This window comes from Bradyrhizobium sp. Bra78, from assembly GCF_024519855.1.
Taxonomy (GTDB): Bacteria; Pseudomonadota; Alphaproteobacteria; order Rhizobiales; family Xanthobacteraceae; genus Bradyrhizobium; species Bradyrhizobium japonicum_G.
Genome location: NZ_JALJRE010000018.1, coordinates 49,644 through 72,022 on the forward strand (window position 1 = coordinate 49,644; position 22,379 = coordinate 72,022).

The 22,379-nt window shown below is 64.1% G+C and carries 18 protein-coding genes and 1 pseudogene; 10 read left to right on the forward strand and 9 right to left on the reverse strand.

Translation table 11 applies throughout. From position 1 onward, the window contains the following. Position 1: 1 nt before the first annotated feature. Positions 2 to 694: an MBL fold metallo-hydrolase gene (locus OC450_RS30685; protein ID WP_211383978.1), complete on the reverse strand. Its 693-nt coding sequence runs from the start codon at positions 692 to 694 to the stop codon at positions 2 to 4. A gap of 185 nt (positions 695 to 879) precedes the next feature. Here OC450_RS30685 and OC450_RS30690 point away from each other — a divergent pair, with 185 nt between their 5' ends. Then, a complete protein-coding gene (locus tag OC450_RS30690) occupies positions 880 to 2,478 on the forward strand; it encodes an alpha-amylase family glycosyl hydrolase (protein WP_262049254.1) in 1,599 nt (532 codons plus the stop codon). Positions 2,479 to 2,593: 115 nt separating this feature from the next. Here the strand turns inward: OC450_RS30690 and OC450_RS30695 are convergent, their stop codons facing one another. Beyond that, a complete protein-coding gene (locus OC450_RS30695) occupies positions 2,594 to 4,291 on the reverse strand; it encodes an alpha-amylase family protein (protein WP_262049255.1) in 1,698 nt (565 codons plus the stop codon). A 127-nt stretch (positions 4,292 to 4,418) separates the two neighbouring features. Between OC450_RS30695 and OC450_RS30700 the strand changes: the two genes are divergently transcribed. Then, positions 4,419 to 4,910: an MmcB family DNA repair protein gene (locus OC450_RS30700; protein ID WP_256808559.1), complete on the forward strand. Its 492-nt coding sequence runs from the start codon at positions 4,419 to 4,421 to the stop codon at positions 4,908 to 4,910. A 108-nt stretch (positions 4,911 to 5,018) separates the two neighbouring features. Here OC450_RS30700 and OC450_RS30705 read toward each other — a convergent pair whose 3' ends face one another. Next, on the reverse strand, positions 5,019 to 5,573 hold the full coding sequence (locus tag OC450_RS30705; protein ID WP_008141807.1) for an ActR/PrrA/RegA family redox response regulator transcription factor: 555 nt from the start codon (positions 5,571 to 5,573) through the stop codon (positions 5,019 to 5,021). Positions 5,574 to 5,676: 103 nt separating this feature from the next. Next, positions 5,677 to 6,999 (reverse strand): ActS/PrrB/RegB family redox-sensitive histidine kinase, encoded by a 1,323-nt coding sequence (locus OC450_RS30710; RefSeq protein WP_211383983.1) that lies wholly within the window; start codon positions 6,997 to 6,999, stop codon positions 5,677 to 5,679. Between the two features lie 106 nt (positions 7,000 to 7,105). Between OC450_RS30710 and OC450_RS30715 the strand changes: the two genes are divergently transcribed. The 4 genes from OC450_RS30715 to OC450_RS30730 all read left to right on the forward strand — a co-directional run bounded on the left by OC450_RS30715 (position 7,106) and on the right by OC450_RS30730 (position 11,324). Continuing rightward, positions 7,106 to 7,909 (forward strand): ABC transporter ATP-binding protein, encoded by an 804-nt coding sequence (locus OC450_RS30715; protein ID WP_256808562.1) that lies wholly within the window; start codon positions 7,106 to 7,108, stop codon positions 7,907 to 7,909. Beyond that, positions 7,906 to 8,724, forward strand: coding sequence for an ABC transporter permease (locus tag OC450_RS30720; protein WP_262049256.1), 819 nt, complete (start codon positions 7,906 to 7,908; stop codon positions 8,722 to 8,724). Before OC450_RS30715 ends, OC450_RS30720 begins: the two co-directional genes overlap by 4 nt. 121 nt (positions 8,725 to 8,845) lie before the next feature. After that, entirely contained in the window at positions 8,846 to 10,174 is a 1,329-nt protein-coding gene (locus tag OC450_RS30725; protein WP_211383986.1) for a polyhydroxyalkanoate depolymerase, read from the forward strand. Positions 10,175 to 10,484: 310 nt separating this feature from the next. Further along, positions 10,485 to 11,324 (forward strand): M48 family metallopeptidase, encoded by an 840-nt coding sequence (locus OC450_RS30730; RefSeq protein ID WP_211383987.1) that lies wholly within the window; start codon positions 10,485 to 10,487, stop codon positions 11,322 to 11,324. 197 nt (positions 11,325 to 11,521) lie between these two features. On the opposite strand, the gene OC450_RS30735 is transcribed toward OC450_RS30730, so the two are convergent. Next, the gene (locus OC450_RS30735; protein WP_262049257.1) at positions 11,522 to 13,720 is read right to left on the reverse strand and encodes a transglycosylase domain-containing protein; all 2,199 of its coding nucleotides are present in this window, start codon (positions 13,718 to 13,720) and stop codon (positions 11,522 to 11,524) included. 169 nt (positions 13,721 to 13,889) lie between these two features. Here OC450_RS30735 and OC450_RS30740 point away from each other — a divergent pair, with 169 nt between their 5' ends. Next, entirely contained in the window at positions 13,890 to 14,315 is a 426-nt protein-coding gene (locus OC450_RS30740) for a DUF1330 domain-containing protein (RefSeq protein WP_211383989.1), read from the forward strand. 211 nt (positions 14,316 to 14,526) lie between these two features. Here the strand turns inward: OC450_RS30740 and OC450_RS30745 are convergent, their stop codons facing one another. The 3 genes from OC450_RS30745 to OC450_RS30755 all read right to left on the reverse strand — a co-directional run bounded on the left by OC450_RS30745 (position 14,527) and on the right by OC450_RS30755 (position 17,743). Beyond that, positions 14,527 to 15,753, reverse strand: a complete 1,227-nt coding sequence (locus OC450_RS30745; RefSeq protein WP_211383990.1) for an ABC transporter substrate-binding protein — start codon at positions 15,751 to 15,753, stop codon at positions 14,527 to 14,529. 196 nt (positions 15,754 to 15,949) lie between these two features. Next, positions 15,950 to 17,191, reverse strand: coding sequence for an ABC transporter substrate-binding protein (locus OC450_RS30750; protein ID WP_211383991.1), 1,242 nt, complete (start codon positions 17,189 to 17,191; stop codon positions 15,950 to 15,952). Positions 17,192 to 17,326: 135 nt separating this feature from the next. Then, the gene (locus OC450_RS30755) at positions 17,327 to 17,743 is read right to left on the reverse strand and encodes a DUF1304 domain-containing protein (RefSeq protein ID WP_249129073.1); all 417 of its coding nucleotides are present in this window, start codon (positions 17,741 to 17,743) and stop codon (positions 17,327 to 17,329) included. 39 nt (positions 17,744 to 17,782) lie between these two features. On the opposite strand from OC450_RS30755, the gene OC450_RS30760 reads away from it, so the two are divergent. Next, the gene (locus OC450_RS30760; protein WP_211383993.1) at positions 17,783 to 18,313 is read left to right on the forward strand and encodes a methylated-DNA--[protein]-cysteine S-methyltransferase; all 531 of its coding nucleotides are present in this window, start codon (positions 17,783 to 17,785) and stop codon (positions 18,311 to 18,313) included. A gap of 12 nt (positions 18,314 to 18,325) precedes the next feature. Here the strand turns inward: OC450_RS30760 and OC450_RS30765 are convergent, their stop codons facing one another. Further along, on the reverse strand, positions 18,326 to 21,115 hold the full coding sequence (locus tag OC450_RS30765) for a [protein-PII] uridylyltransferase (protein ID WP_211383994.1): 2,790 nt from the start codon (positions 21,113 to 21,115) through the stop codon (positions 18,326 to 18,328). Between the two features lie 443 nt (positions 21,116 to 21,558). On the opposite strand from OC450_RS30765, the pseudogene OC450_RS34460 reads away from it, so the two are divergent. Together OC450_RS34460 and OC450_RS30775 are read left to right on the forward strand one after the other, a co-directional pair. After that, a pseudogene (locus OC450_RS34460) lies at positions 21,559 to 21,786 on the forward strand (ABC transporter ATP-binding protein); the annotation flags it as partial. Positions 21,787 to 21,856: 70 nt separating this feature from the next. Continuing rightward, the gene (locus tag OC450_RS30775) at positions 21,857 to 22,366 is read left to right on the forward strand and encodes an OsmC family protein (protein WP_211383995.1); all 510 of its coding nucleotides are present in this window, start codon (positions 21,857 to 21,859) and stop codon (positions 22,364 to 22,366) included. Positions 22,367 to 22,379 lie beyond the last annotated feature (13 nt).

A 22,379-nucleotide genomic window follows, 5' to 3' on the forward strand; every position in this document is an offset into this window, starting at 1 on the left:
CTTACATCTCGCCGGTGATGAACGGATTGGTCATCCGCTCCTGGCCGATGCTCGAGCCGGCGCCGTGGCCGCAGATGAAGCCGACGTCGTCGCCGAGCGGCAACAGCTTGGTCAGAATCGAGTTGATCAGCGTGGCGTGACTGCCGCCCGGCAGATCGGTGCGGCCGACCGAGCCTGCGAACAGGACGTCGCCGACGTGGGCGAAACGCAAGTCCTTGTTGAAGAACACCACGCTGCCGGGAGAGTGGCCGGGGCAGTGAAAAATGTCGAACGTCAGGCCGCCGATCGCCACGCTGTCGCCTTCCGCCAGCCAGCGGTCCGGCGCGAAATTGCGCACACCGGTCATGCCGAAGCGCGCGCCGCTCTCGACCACGTTGTCGAGCAGGAACTTGTCCGCTTCATGCGGGCCCTCGATCGGCACCTTCAGCGCGTCGCGCAATTCGGCTGCACCGCCGACATGGTCGATATGGCCGTGGGTCAGCCAGATCTTCTCCACGGTGACGCCGGTCTGCTTGATCGCCTCCAGAATCTTCGGCACGTCCCCGCCGGGATCGATCACCACGGCCTTCTTGGAAGGCTCGTCCCAGATGATGGTGCAGTTCTGCTCGAACAGCGTCACGGGGACGATGATCGCGCCGGCCTTGGCTTGCGAGGACTCTTGCGAGGATTTTTGGGTGTCATTTTGCTCGGTCATGGCGCCACAATGCCGATTTTTGGCCTATGGCCAAGCAAAAGATTCGTGGCCCGGACCGGGAACAGCCGCCCCGGCCGTCACACGGCCGTCCCAATTCGCCCGCTGGTTTGAACCCGCGGCGCTGCTCACGCGTTCTCTCGCGCAGGCAAGATGATCAAGTCAGATTTTCGGGTGGGTTTTCCGGCATGGCTCAGGGCGATGACAATTGGTGGCGCGACGGCATTTTCTATCAGGTCTATCCGCGCTCGTTTCAGGACTCGAATGGTGACGGCGTCGGCGATCTCGCCGGCATCCTCCAGCGGCTGCCTTATGTGAAGTCTCTCGGCGTCGATGCGATCTGGCTGTCGCCGATCTTTCCCTCGCCGATGGCCGATTTCGGCTACGACATCTCCGACTATACCGGCATCGAGCCGCTGTTCGGCACGATGGCGGATTTCGATGCGCTGCTCGGCGCCGTGCACGACAGCGGCCTGAAGCTGATCCTCGATCTCGTGCCGAACCACACCTCGGACCAGCATCCCTGGTTCGTCGAGAGCCGCTCCTCGCGCGACAACCCCAAGCGCGACTGGTACGTGTGGCGCGACCCGGCGCCGGGCGGCGGTGCGCCCAACAACTGGGTGTCCGAGTTCGGCGGCAGCGCGTGGCAGTTCGACGAGACGACGGGTCAATATTACTACCACGCCTTCCTCGCCCAGCAGCCGGACCTCAACTGGCGCAATCCGGACGTCCGCGCCGCGATCTACGATGTGATGCGGTTCTGGCTGGAAAAGGGCGTCGACGGCTTTCGCGTCGACGTGATCTGGCACCTGATCAAGGACGCCGAATTCCGCGACAATCCGCCAAACCCGCATTACGTCGAGGGCCGGCCGCCGAACGAAAGGATCCTGACGCAATATTCCACCGACCAGGCGGAGGTGCATGATGTGATCGCGCAGATGCGGCGCGTCACCGACGCGTATCGCGCCCGCGTGCTGATCGGCGAGATCTATCTGCCGCTGCACCGGCTGGTGGCCTATTACGGCAACGACCTCACCGGCGCGCAGATGCCGTTCAATTTCGCGCTGCTCTCGACGTTCTGGAGCGCGCGCTCGATCGAGAAGATCATCGAGGATTACGAGAAGGCGCTGCCGAGAGGCGCCTGGCCGAACTGGGTGCTCGGCAATCACGACCGGCCGCGCGTCGCCAGCCGCGTCGGCCCGGAGCAGGCCCGCGTCGCCGCCATGCTGTTGCTGACGTTGCGCGGCACGCCGACGCTCTATTACGGCGACGAGATCGGCATGCACCAGCTCGCACTCGCGCCTGCGGACGTGCGCGATCCCTTCGAGAAGAACGTCCCCGGCATCGGCGTCGGGCGCGACGGCTGCCGCACGCCGATGCAGTGGGATTCCTCCAACTTCGCCGGCTTCTCGGAGGTCAGGCCGTGGCTGCCGCTGCCCGAGGATCATATCCGCGAGAACGTCGTCAATTTCGAAGCCGATGCGCGCTCGCTCCTCGGCCTGTACAAGCGCCTGATCGCGCTGCGAAAGGTCTCTCCGCCGCTGGTTTCGGGCGACTATCATCCGATCGCGGCGCAAGGCGATCTCCTGGTCTATCGCCGCGAGGCCGCGGGCAGGGCGGTCATCGTGGCGCTCAATCTCGGCCCCGAACCGATCGCGGTGACTACCAGCGCGATCCGTTTCGGCAGCGAGATCCTGCTGTCGACGTTTCTGGACCGCGAAGGCGAGAAGCTCGAAGGCGTACTGGATCTGCGCGGCAATGAGGGTGTGATCGTGGCGCCGCCCTAGCGGTCGTCCCGCAAAATCAGAGATGGCGGTGGCCGCCGCCATCTCCCCGTCATTGCTTCGCTGCGCTCGCAATGACGATCGTGGAAGCGGCGGAGCAAAGTCCAGCATCTCGACATTATCCCGGATGCTTGTTGCCCGCGGCATTCTCGTCGATATCACTCCGCTTCAGCAGATAATCCAGCCCGCCGACGCGGTACCAGCGATAGCCGTAAGGCTCCAGCACGAGGCGATGCTGGCCGCGCTTGTCGGCGTGGCTGTGGTCCTCCGCGAGCAGATTGATGAGGTGCGCGCCGGCATCACCCGGCAGCCCCGCCGAGAACGCGATCTCGCGCGGCTTGTCGCCGAGATTGTGCACGAACAGCACGGAGTTGTTGCGCCAGTCGTAGCGCATGATGAACACGGCGGGATCGCGCGTCGCGATGATCGCGAAATCGCCCCAGCCGATCTCCGGTACCTCCTTGCGCATGCGGACGATGCGCTCGGTCCAGTTCAGCATGGAATTGGGATCGCGACGCTGCTTGGCGACATTGACGTGCTGGTAGCCGTAGGGGCCCTTGTCGATGACGGGGCATGCCGGCTTGTCGCTCTTGGTGAAGCCGCCCTGGGGCTCGGTCGACCATTGCATCGGCGTGCGCGCGCAATTGCGTTCGGGCAGCGACAGATCATCGCCCATCGCGATCTCGTCGCCGTAGCGGATCACGGGCGTTCCCGGCAGCGTGCACATCAGGCTGTAGGCGAGCTCGAGCCGCCTGCGGTCCCCGCCGATCATCGGCGCGAAGCGGCGGCGAATGCCGCGGTCGTAGAGCTGCATGTCCTTGTCCGGGCCGAAGCGCTTGAAGACGAGATCGCGCTGCGCCTTGGTCAACCGCCCCAGATCGAGCTCGTCATGATTGCGCAGGAACAGGCCCCATTGCGCCGCGGCCGGCCGCGGCTTGGTCGCCTTCAGCGCCTTCGCCAGCGGTCGCGTGTCGCCGGACGCCAACGCATAGAACAGATGCTGGTTGACGTGGAAGTTGAACATCATGTGTATGCGGTCGCCATCGCGGCCGAAATATTCCATGTCGGTTTCCGGCAGCACGTTGGCCTCGGCGAGGATGATGGCGTCGCCCTTCCGCCATTGCAGGAATTCGCGGAACGCGCGCAGCATGTCGTATTGCTCGACCGGCTTCTTCACCTTGGCGCCCTTGGTCGCGATCACGAACGGCACGGCGTCCATGCGGAAGCCGGAGACGCCGAGCTGGATCCAGAAGCCCATGATCTTGAGGATCTCGGCCTGCACGTGCGGGTTCGAGGTGTTGAGGTCGGGCTGGAAGTCGTAGAAGCGGTGAAAATAATACGCACCCGCTTCCTTGTCGCGCGTCCAGGTCGATTTCTGCACGCCGGGAAACACCATGCCCTTGTTGGCATTGGCCGGCTTCTTGTCCGACCATACATACCAGTCGCGATAGGGCGAGTTCCTGTCGCGCCGCGCCTCCTTGAACCAGTGATGCTGGTCGGAGGTGTGGTTGACGACGAGATCGATGATGATTCGGATGCCGCGCTGCTTGCAGCCGTGGGCGAACTCGACGAAATCGCCGAGCGTGCCGTAGCGGGGATCGACGCTGTAATAGTCGGCGATGTCGTAGCCGTCGTCGCGGCCCGGCGAATTCTGGAACGGCATCAGCCAGATCGTGGTGATGCCGAGCCCGTGCAGATAGTCGAGCCGGCGCAGCAACCCCTTGAAGTCACCGACGCCGTCGCCGTCGGCATCCATGTAGGTGCCGACGGACAGGCAATAGATCACGCCGTTCTTGTACCAGAGATCGTCGATCATGCGCCGCAGCCTCGATGGTCCCCGCCGAGGTGCGGCGGCTGCGTGATAAGTGCGAGGAAGGAGGGGAGGTTCCCGCCCCGGCGAGGGCCGGGACGACACGGTGGATGGAATCGGCTAAACTTGCCCCATGGACAACCCCGCCCGTAACATCGCCCTGGTGCCGCCGCCGGATCGCCGTCAGTCCGAGACGGCGCTGGCGATCGCGCGCGGCACGGCACGGTTGCTGCGCTCGCTCGGCTTCTCCTGCATCAGCGAATTGCCGCTGCCGTCGGGCCGGCGTGCCGATCTCGTGGCGCTCAACGAGCGCGGCGAGATCTGGATCGTCGAGATCAAGTCGTCGGTCGAGGATCTGCGCGCGGACCAGAAATGGCACGAGTACCGCGCCCATTGCGATCGGCTGTTCTTTGCCTTCACGCAGGACCTGCCGTGCGAGATCTTTCCTGAAGGCACCGGCCTGATCATCGCCGACCCCTATGGCGCGCACATGCAGTGCGAGGCGCCCGAGCACAAGATCGCTGCGGCCACGCGCAAGCAGATGACGGTGCGTTTCGCGATGGCGGCAGCGTTGCGGATCAACCGCCTGGTCGATCCGCAAGGGCATGCGGATTTTTGGGAATGAAGTCGTAGTGTGGGCAAAGCGAAAGCGCGCCCACCATTCAAGCCGCTCGAGATGGAAGCAGAGGTGGTGGGCACGGCGCTACGCGCCTTTGCCCACCCTGCGAGACCGTTACCGCGGTGCGCGCTTCGCCAGAATTCGCTGCAGCGTCCGGCGGTGCATGTTGAGCCGGCGTGCCGTTTCCGAGACGTTGCGGTTGCACATCTCGTAGATGCGCTGAATGTGCTCCCAGCGGACGCGGTCGGCGGACATCGGATTGGTCGGCAGCTCGGATTTCTCCGCGCTCGTCGACAGCAGCGCGGCGACGACGTCGTCGGCGTCCGCGGGCTTGGAGAGATAATCGATCGCGCCCATCTTCACCGCCGTGACGGCGGTGGCGATGTTGCCGTAACCGGTCAGCACGATCGCGCGGGCGTCGGGACGCTTCTTCTTCAGCGCCGAGACCACGTCGAGGCCGTTGCCGTCGCCGAGCCGCAGATCCACCACGGCGAATGCGGGCGCGGCCTTGCCGATTTGCGCAAGACCATCGGAAACCGTGTCGCACGACGTCACCGCAAAGCCGCGCGTCTCCATGGCACGCGACAGCCGCTCAAGGAACGGCTTGTCGTCCTCCACGATGAGAAGCGAGCGGTCGGTCTGTTCGTTCAGTTCGGCGATGGCGTTCAAGGTGTTGTCCTTTGTCCTGCACATCTACATATGGCGTCGCAATCGGGCGGTGCCAAGGCCGCCAATAGTCGATCGGCCCGCCCGTGCGACGCAAGGTCGCGGCCTATCCTATTGTTTCCTCGAAGGTCTCGATAGCCTCAAAACGCTCTCGCGGCCAACTGATCTGGACCACGGCGCCGTGTTCCGGAAAGGTCCGGTTGGTAAACGAGACCTTGGCGCCGGTGCGTTCGAGCAAGGTGCGTGCGATGAACACGCCAAGCCCGAGGCCGCGCCGCTCGCCGCCGCCGTCGTCCAGGTTGCGCCGCCGCGACAGATAGGGCTCGCCGATCCGGTTAAGGATATCCGGCGGAATGCCGGGGCCGTCGTCGGAGATCACGAGCTCGATCGTGTCCTTGTTCCACCATGCATTCACCTCGACGGTGGTGCGGGCGAAATCGACCGCGTTCTCGACGATGTTGCCGACGCCGTAGAGGATCGCCGGATTGCGCGAGCCGACCGGCTCGGCCACGATCGCGACCGCGATCCGCACCTTGATGTCGACGCCGAAATCGCGATGCGGCGCCACCACTTCCTCGATCAGCTCCGACAGCTTCATGCGGTCGAACGGCGCGCCGGTGGAGGAAAGCTGGGTGATCTTGCTCAAGATGTCGCGGCAGCGCTGCGTCTGCTCGCGCAAGGTTTTCAGGTCGGCGGCAAAGACCGGGTCCTTCACCGTGTTTTGCAGCTCGCGCGAGATCAGGAAGATGGTCGCGAGCGGCGTGCCGAGCTCGTGCGCGGCCGCCGCGGCCAGGCCGTCGAGCTGGGTCAGATGCTGCTCGCGCGTCAGCACCAGCTCGGTCGCCGCCAGCGCGTCCGCAAGCTTGCGCGCCTCCTCGGTCACCTGGAACGAATAAAGGCTGGTGACGCCGATCGCGAGCACGATCGAGAGCCAGACGCCGACGAGATAGATCGGCGGCAGCACCAGCGGATCGTCGGAATCCCAGGGCAGCGGCAGATGGAAGAAGAACAGGGCGGAAGCGCAGGCCACGGCGAGCACGCCGAGGCCGAAGGTGAAGCGGGCCGGCAGCGCGGTGGCCGAGATCAGCACGGGTGCGAGAAACAGGAACGAGAACGGGTTCTGCAGCCCGCCGGTGAAGAACAGCAGGCCGGCCAGCTCCACGATGTTCAGCGCGAGCAGTCCGGCCGCCTGCATCGGCTCCAGCCGCTGCATCGGATTGGAAACGGTTTGCAGTGCCAGATTGAGCGCGGCCGACAGGGCGATGATGCTGACGCAGGGGACGATCTCGACGTTGAACTCCAGCCCCTGCGCCACGATGAAGATCGCGGCGAGCTGCCCGAGCACCGCCAGCCAGCGCAACCGCAGGATCGTGTCCAGGCGGATATGCCTCTGCGAAGGGCGAAAGTCGGAGGCGGCAATTTCGGTCATGTCGGCCAATGTGGCGGTGCCTTCTCGGTCACAAACGCGGGGCTCGCGGAACCACCCGGATTACAAGCCTTGCGCTATCAGCTGCAATAGCAGAAGAACGCCCAGCATGACCGGGAACGACAAAGCTTCAAGTCCGCCGACTGTCGCGGAGCGCAGCTCCTCTGCGGCCATTGCGGTCGATCACCTCGTCAAGGTCTACAAGCAGACGCGCGCCGTCGACGATATCTCGTTTTCGCTTCCGCGCGGCAGCATCACCGGGCTTTTGGGCGGCAACGGCGCCGGCAAGACCACGACCATCGCGATGATCATGGGCCTGGTGCTGCCGACCTCCGGCCGCGTGCAGGTGCTGGGGCATCGCATGCCCGAGGAGAGCGCGGCCGTGCTGGGGCGGATGAATTTCGAGAGCCCCTATGTCGACATGCCGATGCGGCTCACGGTGCGGCAGAACCTCACCGTGTTCGGCAAGCTCTATGCGGTGAAGAACCTGTCCGACCGCATCGCGACGCTCGCCGCCGATCTCGACCTCACCGATTTCATCGACCGCGCCAACGGCAAGCTCTCCGCAGGGCAAAAGACCCGCGTCGCGCTCGCCAAGGCGCTGATCAACCAGCCCGAGCTGCTGTTGCTGGACGAGCCGACCGCCTCGCTCGATCCCGACACGGCCGATTGGGTCCGCAGCCATCTGGAGCGCTACCGCAAGGCGAACAACGCCACCATCCTGCTGGCCTCGCACAACATGCTCGAGGTCGAGCGGCTCTGCGACCGCGTCATCATCATGAAGCGCGGCCGCATCGAGGACGATGACACGCCCGAAGCCATCATGGCCCGCTACAATCGCACCACGCTGGAGGAGGTGTTCCTCGACGTCGCGCGCGGCCGGGTGAACGGGGTTCAGGAGACGGCGCGATGAACCAGGCCTCCCTCCATCGCGGCATCTCCTTGCAGCGCATCGGTGCGATGATCCTGCGCTATTGGTACCTCCTGCTGTCATCGTGGCCGCGGCTGCTGGAACTGCTGTACTGGCCGGCGCTGCAGGTGATCACCTGGGGCTTCCTCCAGCTCTACATCGCCCAGAACGCCAATTTCTTCGCGCGCGCCGGCGGCACCCTGATCGGCGCCGTCATCCTCTGGGACATCCTGTTCCGCGGCCAGCTCGGCTTCTCGATCTCGTTCCTGGAGGAGATGTGGGCGCGCAACCTCGGCAATCTCATGATGAGCCCGCTCAAGCCCATCGAGTTTCTGCTGTCGCTGATGATCATGAGCCTGATCCGGCTCGCGATCGGCGTCATCCCGATGACGCTGCTCGCGCTGTTCCTGTTTCATTTCAACGTTTATGCGCTCGGCCTGCCGCTGATCGCGTTCTTCTGCAATCTGATCTTCACGAGCTGGTCGGTCGGCATCTTCGTATCCGGCCTGGTGCTGCGAAACGGCCTCGGCGCCGAGAGCATCGTCTGGACTTTGATGTTCGGGATCATGCCGCTCGCTTGCGTCTACTATCCCGTCAGCGTGCTGCCGGTCTGGCTGCAATATGTCGCCTGGACGCTGCCGCCGACCTACGTGTTCGAAGGCATGCGCGCGTTGCTGATCGAAAACGCCTTCAGGACCGATCTGATGTTGAGTGCGTTGGCCATCAACGCGGTGCTGCTGGTTGCATCTTTTGGGGCATTCCTTGCCCTTTTGCGCAGCGCCAGGAAGCAAGGGTCGCTGCTGTCAGGCGGCGAATAACGTCACTTTCTCGTGGATTCAGGCTGGTTTAACTGTCATCACCACGTAAATGTACGGAACCATGCATTGACGCAATATTACGCATTCGGCAGTATGCTGCGATGCGAAGAAGGATATAGCGATGCCTATTGGTGAGTTTGGCGGCGCCCCGCCCCTGGCTGCAGAGGGCAGTCCGATCCTGACGACGCCGATGTACTGGATGTACGAGATGGCGCACGCCTCTCTCAATCCGGCCCGTGCAGTCACCGACGCGACCAAGCTGCTGTTTCAGAATCCGCTGAATCCGTGGGCGCGCACCGAGGTCGGCAAATCGGTTGCCGCGGCCTGCGAATTGTTCGAACGCACCACGCGCCGCTACGGCAAGCCGGAATGGGGTCTCAACGACACCGAGGTCAACGGCATCCGCGTTCCCGTCGAGGTCCGCTCGGTCTGGGAAAAGCCGTTCTGCCGGCTGCTCTATTTCGATCGCAAGTTCACCCGTCCCTTGCGCAGCCCGCAGCCGCGCGTGCTGATCGTCGCGCCGATGTCCGGCCATTATGCGACGCTCTTGCGCGGCACGGTCGAGGCTTTCCTGCCGGCGCATGAGGTCTACATCACCGATTGGGCCGATGCCCGCATGGTGCCGCTCAGCGACGGCCGCTTCGATCTCGACGACTACATCGACTACGTCATCGAGATGCTGCACGTCCTCGGCGGCAACACGCATGTGCTGGCGGTGTGCCAGCCCTCAGTGCCCGTCGTCGCTGCCGTCTCGATCATGGAAGCGCAGCGCGATCCGTTCGTGCCGACGTCGATGACGTTGATGGGCGGGCCGATCGACACCCGCCGCAATCCGACCGGGGTGAACGACCTCGCCCAGGAGCGCGGCATCGACTGGTTCCGCAATCACGTCATCACCAAGGTGCCGTTCCCGCATCCTGGCATGATGCGCGACGTCTATCCGGGATTCCTGCAGCTGAACGGCTTCATCAGCATGAATCTCGACCGCCATATGGACGCCCACAAGCAGCTCTTCGCCCATCTGGTGAAAGGCGACGGCGACCTCGCCGACAAGCATCGCGACTTTTACGACGAGTATCTCGCGGTGATGGACCTCTCCGCCGAGTATTACCTGCAGACGGTCGACACCGTGTTCGTGAAGCACTCGCTGCCGAAGGGCGAGATGACCCATCGTGGAACACGCGTCGATCCCTCGAAGGTCACGCGCGTGGCTCTGATGACGGTCGAAGGCGAGAACGACGACATCTCCGGGCTCGGTCAGACCGAAGCGACGCACACATTGTGCAGCTCGATCCCCGATCACCGCCGCGTTCATTACGTGCAGAAGGGCGTCGGACATTACGGCGTGTTCAACGGCTCGCGTTTCAAGTCGGAAATCGTGCCGCGCATCCATGACTTCATGGTCTCGGCTGCGAATCCGAGCTCGTTGCAGGCTCTCGCCGCCGAATAGAGCGTTTTCGAGCGAAGTGGCGTCCGGTTCGCGTAAAGAAAACGCGTCAAGATAGGAATCCAGAGCCGTTCCGATTCCATCGGAGCGGCTCTGGCCGCGTTTTTCGGCTTTCCCGCTGAAAATCGTCGCCCTGTCGGGGGTTCCGACAGGCCAGGTTCCCGCCAGATTCGCGGTATTTAGGTAGCTTTATAGGAGTGAGTCCTCCCTCACCTCTTGGGGGTGCCGCATGCGTCCGGAGGGGGCGAAAAAAGCTGGTTCCAACCCCAGTCTGTAGGGTCTCCCGGACGCCAGACCCCTGTATATTGGGCAAATGATTTGTTTTTGCGCCGAGCGCTTTCCCTGGCGGCGGTTATGGCAGAATCCGGGCGCACTCCTGCCCCCCGGACTGACAGACATGGCCACTCGCGCGCTCCTCTATCGGCGGCCCCACGAACCCAAGACCCTCCTCATCCCCCATGGATCGCAATATTTCGCGATCAGGCTGCGGCGGCATCGCCGCGCGCGCCGTTATACGCTCAGAATTCATCCGAGCGATCGCGAAGCCATCCTCACCATGCCGCCGCGCGGCACGCTGGCCGAAGCCAAGGATTTCGCGCAGCGTCACGGCGCGTGGATCGCGGCGCGTCTCGGCCGTTTGCCGAAGGCCGCGCCGTTTCAGCCTGGCACGGTGATACCGCTTCGCGGTGTTTCCCACCGCATCGTGCATCGCGCCGGCACCCGCGGCACGGTGTGGACCGAGGTGCGCGATAGCGGGGAACGCATTCTCTGCGTTGCCGGCGGCGTCGAACATGTCGATCGCCGCGTCAGCGACTTCCTCAAGCGCGAGGCGCGCCGCGATCTCCAGCGCTCGGCGGAAGCCTATGCCGCGGAACTCGGCGTCAAGGTGAAGCGGCTTTCGATCCGCGATCAGTCCAGCCGCTGGGGCTCCTGCACCTCGGCCGGCTCGTTGTCGTTCTCCTGGCGCCTGATCCTCGCGCCGCCGTTCGTGCTCGACTATCTCGCCGCCCACGAGGTCGCCCATCTCGTCGAGATGAACCACTCGGCGCGGTTCTGGCGCGTGTGCGGCAAGGTGTGTCCGTCGATGGAGCGCGCCAAGAAGTGGCTCGACACCCACGGCAACGACCTGCACCGCTACGGGGCCGAGGATTAGGCTTCCGCTGCCAGCCTCACGGGCGAAGACAACGGAAAATGCGGCGATGCCAGCGCTTTGCGTCACGGCGCCTGATTGATCCGCCGCATCAAACCCTTCGATGGATTCAGCGCGCATCACGCCGGCAATCACCGGCTACTGTGCATGGGGTTGTTTTCGCGGTTTTGTCTTGAGGCCACCAAGGCCTCAGGCGGAAGCTATCTGTTGCCGCCGAACAGCCGGTCCATCAGCCAGCCATCAAGTCCTGCCGACGCCTCCGGCCGCACATTGGCGCGCGTGGGCGGCGGGCGATAGCCGCCATTGCTTGCCGGAGCTGTTGCGGCCGCTGTTGGCGGCGACACCTGCGAGGCGGCCTGCGCGAGGTTCGACAGGCCCCAGCCACCGGGTGAGCTCGGCAAGTTCGCTACCGGCACACCCTCGTGCGCCGCTTTCATGAAGCGCGACCAGACTTCGACCGGCAGGCCGCCGCCGGTTGCCTTCTTGGTCGGCGAATTGTCGTCATTGCCGAGCCAGACGCCGGTGACGAGGTTGGCGGTGTAGCCGATGAACCAGGCGTCGCGGTAATCCTGGCTGGTGCCGGTCTTGCCGGCGGCCGGCCAGCCGGGGATCTCGGCCTTCTTGGCGGTGCCGCTGATCAAGGTCTCGCGCATCATCGCGTTCATCATGCCGACATAGCGCGGCTCGATCACCTGGTTGCGCTCATCGGGCTGGCGCATGTAGAGCAGCTTGCCGCCGAGCGTCCTGATCCGCGTGACGACATGCGGCGCCACCGCGAGGCCGCCATTGGCGAACGGCGCATAGGCGCCGACCAGTTCGACCACGGAGACCTCGGAGGTGCCGAGCGCGATCGAGGCGTTGGGCTCGAGTTTCGAGGAGATGCCGAGCCGGTGCGCGGTGCGCACCACGTTCTTCGGCCCGACCTCGAGGCCGAGGCGGATGGCGACCGTGTTGAGCGACATCGCCAGCGCCTGCGTCAGCGTCACCGCGCCGAAATATTCATGGGTGTAGTTCTCGGGCTTCCAGCCCTTGACCTCGATCGGGGCGTCCTGGCGAACCGTGTCCGGCGTCAGACCTTGCTCGAGCGCGGTCAGATAGACGAACGGCTTGAACGAGGAGCCCGGCTGGCGCTTGGCCGTCACCGCGCGATTGTACTGGCTCTCGGAATAGTTCCGCCCGCCGACCATGGCGCGCACCGCACCGTCGGGCGTCATCGCCACCAGGGCACCCTGGCTGACATTGAACTTGACGCACTTGGCCGCGAGTTCGTCGATGATGGCGGCTTCCGCCACGCTTTGCAGCTTCGGATCGATCGTGGTCTCGACCTTGATGCTCTCGTCGATCTGGCCGACGAGATCGTCCAGCACCTCGCCGATCCAGTCGGCGACGTAGTTGATCGTGCCGGCGCCGACCGGCTTCACGTTGTAGGAGGGCTGGCCGATCGAGGCCTGCGCCTGTGCTTCGGTGATGAACTTGGCGTCCGCCATCGCCGCGAGCACGATCTGCGCGCGCGCTTCGGCGCCCTCCGGATTGCGGTTCGGCGCGAGCCGCGAGGGCGACTTGACGAGGCCGGCCAGCATCGCGGCCTCGGCAATCGTGACGTTCTTGGCCGGCTTGCCGAAATAGCGCTGTGCGGCGGCCTCGACGCCATAGGCGCCGGAGCCGAAATAGACGCGGTTGAGGTAGAGCTCGAGAATCTCGTTCTTGGAATGCTTGCGCTCCAGCCAGATCGCAAGCTCCGCCTCCTGCAGCTTGCGCGCCATGGTGCGTTCCTGGGTCAGGAACAGATTCTTGGCGAGCTGCTGCGTCAGCGTCGAGCCGCCCTGCGACACGCCGCGATGGAGCACGTTGGTGACCAGCGCGCGCAGGATGCCGACCGGGTCGATGCCGAAATGCGAGTAGAAGCGGCGATCCTCGATGGCGATGAACGCCTTCGGCAGATAGGGCGGCAGGTCCTTCAGCGAGACGTTGGCGCCGGCCATCTCGCCGCGCTGCGCCAGCAGGCTGCCGTCCATGCCGACGATCTGGATCGTCGGCGGCCGTTTGGGGATTTCGAGCGACTGGATTGGCGGCAGATGGGCGCCGACATAGATTACGACGCCGATCACGGCGATCACGCCCCACAGGCTCAGCACCGCGCCCCAATAGACCAGGCGGCCGAGACCGGCGCCGATGCGCGATTTGGATCGCCGCTTGGCGCCGCTGCGGGCCGGGGCCTTCCGCGGCGGCTCGTCGCCGGAATCCTCGCTCTTGCGCTTGGCGGACGATTTGGCTGATTTCTTCGGCTTGTCGTCGCCGCCGGGGATGCGGTCCGCCGCGCTCAGGCGCAGATCGGAGAGCGCCGCGGGCAAGCCGAACAGCGGCTCCTTCCGCCCACCCTTTTTCTTTCCCAACCCCATACGCAAACGCCCGGTCAGCCCGCCCTGCCGCACGCTAGCGGTCGCTGTTTAAGGCCCGGTTACCCGGACGTTAACGCGCGATTAGGAGGTGCGGCATTCGCTGGCCGCAGTTCCGCCTCTTCGAGGCTGGAGCTAGGATCGCCGTCATAAAACAAGAGGGAACACCGGCATGGGCCACATCGATCCGACCAAGGAAATCTTCGCGCAGTTCCGGGACAACGACCGCCCCGGTCCGATCCACATGCTCAATCTGGTGCGCCTGCGCAGCGAGGCGGCCTATCCCGACGGTCGCAAGGCGAGCGGCGCGGAAGCCTATGCGGCCTATGGCCGCGAGAGCGGCCCGGTGTTCGAGCGCCTCGGCGGCCGCATCGTCTGGCAGGGCAAATTCGAGCTGATGCTGATCGGCCCGCAAGAGGAGCGCTGGGACCATTGCTTCATCGCCGAATACCCAAGCGTCAGTGCGTTCGTCGAAATGATCCGCGATCCCGTCTATCGCGAAGCAGTGAAGCACAGGCAGGCGGCCGTGGAGGACTCGCGCCTGATCCGGCACGCGGTGCTGCCGGTGGGGAAGAATTTTGGGGAAATACCGGAGTAGACGTCGCCCAAAGCGACGATCTCTCCCAGTCATCCTGAGATGCGAGCTCTTGCGAGCCTTGAAGGATGCACGGCCAAGCTGCCAGCCGGGCCGTCGCCCTTCGAGGGCCGCTGAAGAAGCGGCCACCTCAGGCTGACGGTGATGGACTGGGCGACGCCAAAAAATCGGCGGCCCGCAGGCCGCCGATCGCAATTCAGAATTCGCACAACCGCTAACCTGCCGGGCCTGCGTCCTCCATGATCGGGCCGAACAGCTCCCAGCGCTCGCCGTTGAACTTCATCATCTGAAGCTGCTTGTTGACGCGGTAGTCGGTCGGCGAGGTGTTGGCCTTGATGCCGGGCAGGGACAGGTCGAGCTCCACGTCCTTCAGGCTGGTGGCGACCTTCATGACGTTTTCGCGGGTTAGGTCGTCGCCGCATTTCTGGAGCACGTAAGCCATCAACTGCGAGGTCGAGTAGCCGTAGCTGTTGAAGCTCGAGTCCTTGTCGCCGTCCGGATAGTACTTGGCCATGAACTCGAAATATTTCTTCATGCCCGGATCGTTCTTCCAGCTTGGATCGAGCGGATCCTTGCCATAGTTGACGCTGATCACTCCCTTGGAGGCTTCAAGTCCTGCGGGCTTCATCACGGCGCCGACCGAAGTGGCGTTGATGTCGAGAATGTGCACGGGATGCCAGTCGAGCTCGGCGATCTTCTTGATCGCCTGCGCGGCCTGTTTCGGCGTCGTGGCGCTGAAGAACAAATCGGCACCCGCCGACTTGATCTTGAGGATCTGCGAATCGACGGTGGGATCGGAGACCTCGTATGAGGCTTCCGCAACGATCATGCTGGAGGCCTTGTCACCAAGCCCGGCCTTGATGCCGTTCAGATAGTCTTTTCCAAGATCGTCATTCTGGTAGAGAACGCCGACTTTGGCGTTCGGATGGTTCTTGATGATATACTGGCCGTAGATGCGGCCTTCGACGAAGTAGTTGGGATTGAAGCCCATCGTCCATGGGAAGTTCTTTGGGTCCGTGAACTTCGAGGCGCCGGTGGCCGCGAAGAGTTGCGGTACCTTCTTGGCGTTGAGATATTTCTGCACGGCAGCGTTCGACGGGGTGCCGAGAAGCTGGAAGGTGAGCAGCACCTCGTCGCTCTCGACGAGCTTGCGCACCTGTTCCACGGCCTTCGGTGGCGAATAGGCGTCGTCGTACTGGATCAGGTTGATCTTGCGGCCGTTGATGCCGCCCTGATCGTTGATCATCTTGAAGTAGGCGGCCTGCGTCTTGCCGATCGTGGCGTAAGCGGAGGCGGGGCCGCTGAACGGGTTGGTCTGACCGATCTTGATTTCGGTGTCGCTCGCGCCCGGATCATATTTCTTCTGGGCATTGGCCGCTGAGACCGACAGCGCCAGGGTCAGCGCCGTTGCCGTGGCCAGATGCAGAATACCGTTCCTCATTCGCAATTTCCTCAATTTGTTATCGCCGATGATCGATCCGAGCACTCCTGCGCACCTGATGTCATCGCTGAGGGCGATTGTGGAGGAGGCGTTGCTGCAACGCAAGGCGGGGACGCGCCCGCAGTTCGTAGGGTGGGGTGCGCCCGCGGCTACGCGAGGGGTAGTCCGCCGGAGCAACCCACCCCGCTAAGGGAGGCTAACCCGAGGGTCCCGCATCCTCGATGATCGGTCCGAACAGCTCCCAGCGTTCGCCGTTGAACTTCATCATCTGCATCTGCTTGTTGACGCGGTAGTCGTTCGGTCCGGTGTTGATCTTGATGCCGGGGAGCGCAAAGCTCGGGGTGAAGTCCTTGATGTTGGCGACCTGCTTCATCACGTTTTCACGCGACAGGTCGTCGCCGCATTGCTTCAGAACCTGCGTGAGCAGCTCGGCGACCGAATAGGCATAGGTATTGACCGTGTTGAGCTTGTCGCCTTCGGGGAAATACTTGTCCATGAAGGCGAAGAAGGCCTTCACGCCCGGATCGTCCTTCCACTGGGGATCGCCTGGCTCCTTGCCGTACTGGGTCGAGATGATGCCCTTGGAGATGTCGAGGCCGGCCGGCTTCAGCGTCGCCGAGATCGGGCTCGCATTGATGTCGAGGATATGCACCGGGTTCCAGCCGAGCTCGGCGACCTTCTTGATGGCCTGCGCCGCGAATTTCGGCGTCGAGGCATCGTAGAAAAGATCAGCCCCCAGCGACTTCAGCTTGACCACCTGCGAGTCTACCGTCGGATCGGTGACCTCGTAGGAGACTTCGCCGACGATCATGCTGGCGGCCTTGTCGCCGAGGCCGCTCTTGAGGCCAGCGAGATAATCGCGGCCCATGTCGTCGTTCTGGTAGAGCACGCCGATCTTGGCGTTCGGATGCTCCTTGAGAATGTACTTGGCGTAGATGCGTCCCTCGGACACGTAGTTGGGATTATAGGCAATGGTCCAGGGATAGTTCTGGGGATCGTTGAAGCGCGCGGCGCCGGTCGAGGCCAGCAGCTGCGGGACCTTCTTGCCGTTGAGATATTTTTGCACGGCGGCGTTGGCCGCGGTGCCGATGATCTGGAAGGTGAAGAGGACCTCGTCGCCTTCGACGAGCTTGCGCACCTGCTCGACGGTCTTCGGCGGCGAATAGGCATCGTCATACTGGATCAGATTGATCTTGCGGCCGTTGATGCCGCCCTGATCGTTGATCATCTTGAAGTAGGCCGCCTGGGTCTTGCCGATATTGGCGTAGACGGAGTAGGCGCCGGAGAACGGCACGGTCTGGCCGATCTTGATCTCGGTGTCGCTCGCGCCGGTGTCGTATTTCTTCTGGGCGAGGGCCTGGCTTACGAAGCCTTGGCTGGCGGTGAACGCGAAGGCGAGCGCCGCCGTCGTAGCTATAAAAGCTGTGCGATTGCTCATGTGGGGTTGTTCCTCCTGACGGAATTTTCCGGTCGATGGTCTTTTCCCGTTGATTGCAACGGTCGCCATCGCTGCCGAAGAGTGTGGAGGAACGTTCGCCGCCGCGCAAGGATCGCGGCACTGCGCCGTAGCGTCTCAGGCGAGAAACAATGCAACCAGGGCGACCGCCGCCGGCAGCGCCTGCACCATCAGGATGCGCGTGCTGACGGTCGCCGCGCCGTAAGCGCCGGCCACGATCACGCAGAGCAGGAAGAATGCCTTGATCTGGAATGCGAAGGCCGGATTGCCGTGGACGAGGCCAAAGATCAGGCCGGCGGCCAGGAAGCCGTTATAGAGCCCCTGGTTGGCGGCCAGCACTTTCGTGATCTCGGCCTTCTCCGGCGTGTTGCGAAAGACCTTCAGGCCCAGCGGCTGGTCCCAGAGAAACATCTCCAGGATCAGGAAGAAGATGTGCAGTGCGGCGACCAGCGCCACCAAAACATTGGCGATCCAGATCAAGTTGAGCTCCCCCAAAAGCGTCAGCTTTCGGGTGGACGTTAGCACGGCCGGCATGGCAAGTGCGATGGCATGTTCCGATGCAATGGTGCCGCAATGGCCGCGCGATCAAGCAAACTGTCTGCAAGCTTCGGCATCGATCGCCTGCCGACGCCGATCGGGATCGCGCTGCTCGTCACCGATACTGACGGCTCCTTGCGCGCGCTCGACTGGGAGGATTACGAGCACCGCATGCGCGAGCTTTTGCGCCTGCACTACGGCACGGTGGATCTGAGTGACCGGTCCGCGCCGGCGGCCATGCGGACTGCGCTGTCGCGCTATTTCGACGGCGATCTCGACCAGCTCTCAGGCATCGCATGGCGCATTGCCGGCACGCCGTTCCAGCAGAAGGTCTGGACCGCGCTGACGAAAATACCTGCCGGCACAACGATGAGCTACGGTGCGCTCGCCGCAGAGATCGACATGCCCAAGGCCATACGTGCCGTTGGCCATGCCAACGGCTCCAACCCGATCAGCGTGGTGCTGCCCTGTCACCGCCTGATCGGCGCGGACGGTTCGCTGGTGAAATACGGCGGCGGCCTCGCACGCAAGCGCTGGCTGCTGCGGCATGAAGGGGTGGAGGTTTAGGTCTCGGCGTGCTCACGCCGCCGGCTGAACCGGCTTCTCGCCCGCCATCACATGGGTCAGCGCGCTCTTGATCGCGGCCTGGCGGGTCGGCGCGTTGATCTGCGCGCCGAGGAGGTCGGTGACGTAGAACACGTCGCGGGCACGCTCGCCGAAGGTGGCGACATGGGCCGAGGCAATGTTGAGGTTCAGCTTGGAGATCGCCGTGGTCAGCTCGTAGAGCAGGCCGGGGCGATCGAGCCCGGAGACCTCGATCACGGTGTAGCGGTCGGACCATTGGTTGTTGATGGTCACTTCCGGCTCGATCACGAACGGCCGCGCCTTGCTGCGCACGGTGCGCCGTGCCACCACCTCGGGCAGGCGCAGCTTGCCTTCCAGCACGTCCTCGATCATCTCGCCGATGCGGGTGGCGCGCCGTCCCTCGTCCTCGTCGCGGTCGTATTCCCGGGAGATCGAGATCGTGTCGAGCGCGCGGCCGTCGGTCGTGGTGTAGATCTGGGCGTCGACGATGTTGGCGCCGGCCGAGGCGCAGGCGCCCGCGATGATCGACAGCAGCCAGGGATGGTCGGCGGCGAAGATGGTCAGCTCGGTGACGCCGCGGACCTCGTCGAAGCCGACATTGATCGCGAGCTTGTGGCCGGCCTGCTCGCTGGAGCGGACGAAGCGGGCGTGGCGGATCTTGCGCGGCAGCTCGACCTTGAGCCAGTAGGCCGGATAATGGCGGCCGATATAGGCATCGAGCTCCTCCGGCGGCCACTCGGCAAAGGCCATGCGGAATTCGGCGTGCGCGGCTGTCAGCCGCTTGCCGCGGTCGACTTCCGAGAAACCGCCAGTCAACACCGGCTCGGTCTCGTAATAGAGTGAGCGCAGCAGCTGCGCCTTCCAGCCGTTCCATACGCCGGGACCGACGCCGCGGATGTCGGCGGTGGTCAGGATCGTCAGCAGCTTCATCTGCTCGACCGACTGCACCACGGCGGCGAAATTCTCGATGGTCTTGCGGTCGGAGAGGTCGCGCGACTGGGCGACCGTGGACATCGTCAGATGCTCCTCGATGAGCCAGGCCACGAGCTCGGTGTCGGCCGGACTGAAGCCGAGCCGGGGGCACAGCCGCCGCGCCACCTTGGCGCCGGCGATCGAGTGATCCTCGGGCCGTCCCTTGGCGACGTCGTGCAGCAGCGTCGCGATGTAGATCACCGACCGGTGCTCGGGCCGGCTCTTGCGCATGAGGTCGCTGGCGAGCGTGAACTCCTCGATGCCGCCGCGCTCGATGTCCTGGAGGAAGCCGATGCAGCGGATCAGATGCTCGTCGACGGTGTAGTGATGATACATGTTGAACTGCATCATCGAGACGATCTTGCCGAAGGCGCGGATGAAATGGCCGAGCACGCCGGTCTCGTTCATCCGCCGCAGCACGATCTCGGCGTTATCGGAGGTCAGGATCTCCATGAACAGCCGGTTCGCTTCCGGGTTTTCGCGCATCTGCGCGTTGATCAGGCCGAGCGAGCGCGTCACGTCACGCATCGCGTCCGGGTGGAAGGCGAGGTTGTTCTTCTGCGCCAGGCGGAAGATGCGGATCAGGTTGACCGGGTCGTGCTTGAACACGTCGGGCGCGGCGACATTGATGCGGTTGTTGTCGACGATGAAGTCGTCGCTGTCCGGGACGCGCCGTTTCACGGGGGTGGGGCGCAGCCGCGCCATCATCCGGCTCAGCACCGGCGCGGGCTTGGCCTGCTGGTCCTCGAGCTTGGCGCAGAGGATGGCGGTGAGGTTGCCGACTTCCTTGGCGACCAGGAAGTAGTGCTTCATGAAGCGCTCGACGTCCTGCATGCCGGGATGCGAGGTGTAGCCGAGCCGGACCGCGATCTCGCGCTGGAGGTCGAAGGAGAGGCGCTCTTCGGCGCGGCCGGAGTAGAAGTGCAGGTTGCAGCGCACCGACCAGAGGAAGTCGGCGCAGCGGCGGAAGGTGCGGTATTCCTGCGCGTCGAACACGCCGCGTTCGACCAGCTCGTCGGTGTCGCGGACGCGATAGACGTATTTGGCGATCCAGAACAGCGTGTGCAGGTCGCGCAAGGCACCCTTGCCGTCCTTGACGTTGGGTTCGACCAGATAGCGCGACTGGCCGCCGCGGCGGTGACGTTCTTCGCGCTCGGCGAGCTTTGCCGTGACGAATTCGGACGCGGTGCCCTGGACCACTTCCTTGTCGAAACGCTCGACCAGTTCGTCATAGAGCGGCTGGTCGCCGGTCAGGAAGCGCGTCTCCAGGATCGCGGTGCGGATGGTCATGTCGCCGCGCGCCTGGCGGATCGATTCGTCGACCGAACGCGTGGCGTGCCCGACCTTCAGCCCCATGTCCCAGAGGCAATAGAGGATGGCTTCGGCGACCTGCTCGCCCCAGGCGGTCTGCTTGTAGGGCAGGATGAACAGCAGGTCGATGTCGGACTCGGGAGCCATCAGGCCGCGGCCATAGCCGCCGGTCGCGACCACCGCCATGCGCTCCGCGCCGCTGGGGATCGGCGAGCGGTAGAGATGGCGGGTCGCGGCCGAATACAGGATGCGGATGATCTCGTCCTGCACGTGGCAGAGCCGCTCTGCGCAGCGGCGGCCGTGGCGGTCCTTCAGCAGGATCGCCTGTGCTGCGGCACGCGCAGCGATCAGCTCGGCCTTGAGCAATTGTGCCATGGCGGTGCGGAACGCGTCCTCGCGTCCCTGGTGCCTTTCGGCAAGCGCATCGACCGCGGCGGTGATCCGCGCGGTGTCGAAGCGATCATCCACCTCGGCCTTCTGCTCAGTCGCGACGCTGTCCATGCTTCACCGGATATAAGAGGCGGCAGGCGCTGTCACCCGCCATTCTCTGGCTATAGTCGTTCCATGCTTGAAAAGGCCGGCATCGGGCAAAGTTGTTCCCAGGCGACCCGGTTTCAAGGGCGGGATTTTCTCGTTGATCTCTAGGTATAACTCCTTGAAAAACAATGAAGTTTCGGAGGGGTTGGGCAGGACAAACATTATACGACGCATTCTGCTGGCGGGAGCGGTGGCTCTTGCTGTGACCCAAGCGGCGAAGGCGGCGGATCCGCTCAAGGAAATCCGCAAGCGTCGCCGATCTGAAGGGCGAGCGCGTCGCGGTGACGCGCGGCGCCGATCCGTACATCTTCCTGGTGCGCGCGCTGCTGGGCGCAGGCCTGAGCGAGAAGGACATCGCGCCGGAGCTGCTTCAGCACGCGGACGGCAAGACCGCGCTGATCCGCTGCGACATCGACGAGGCTGTGGTGCTGGCCGACCGCGTGCTGGTGATGAGGCCCCGCCCGGGCCGGCTGTTCGACCGGATCGAGATCAATCTGGGCCGGCCGCGCGACTGCAATTCGCCGCTGTTCGAGAATTTCAAGCGAAGTGTGCTGACGTCACTCGACCGTTCGCTCGACCGCAGCGTGCCCGACCTTGACGCAACCCAGGGTCCCGGTCAGGCCATGTGGTGGTGACATTTTCTCTCTGGGCCGGTACATCGCAAGCCGGTACTTCGTAGAGACGAATTTTCCGGGAGAGAACAAGATGGACGCCGCCGAACTGCGCCAGATGCAGGCTCCGATCAAGGAACGCTACAAGACCGATCCCAAGACCGCGATGATCACGCTGAAGGCAAAGGGGTCGACTGACAGCGAAGGCATCGCCTGCAAGGTCGAGACCGGCCGCGCCATCGCGATGGCCGGATTGCATCCGGGCACCGGCGGCTCCGGCCTCGAGCTCTGCTCCGGCGACATGCTGCTCGAGGCGCTGGTTGCCTGCGCCGGCGTCACGCTGAAATCGGTTGCGACTGCGATCGAGGTGCCGCTCAAGACCGGCAACGTCTATGCCGAGGGCGATCTCGACTTTCGCGGCACGCTCGGCATCGACAAGGAGACCCCGGTCGGCTTCGCCGAGATCCGCCTGCGCTTCGAGGTTGATACCGACGCTCCGCAGGACAAGCTCGATCTGCTGCTCAAGCTCACCGAACGCTATTGCGTGGTCTACCAGACCATCAAGAACGGCCCGAAGGTCTCGGTGTCGATGCAGCGGATGTGACTTCTTACCCTCC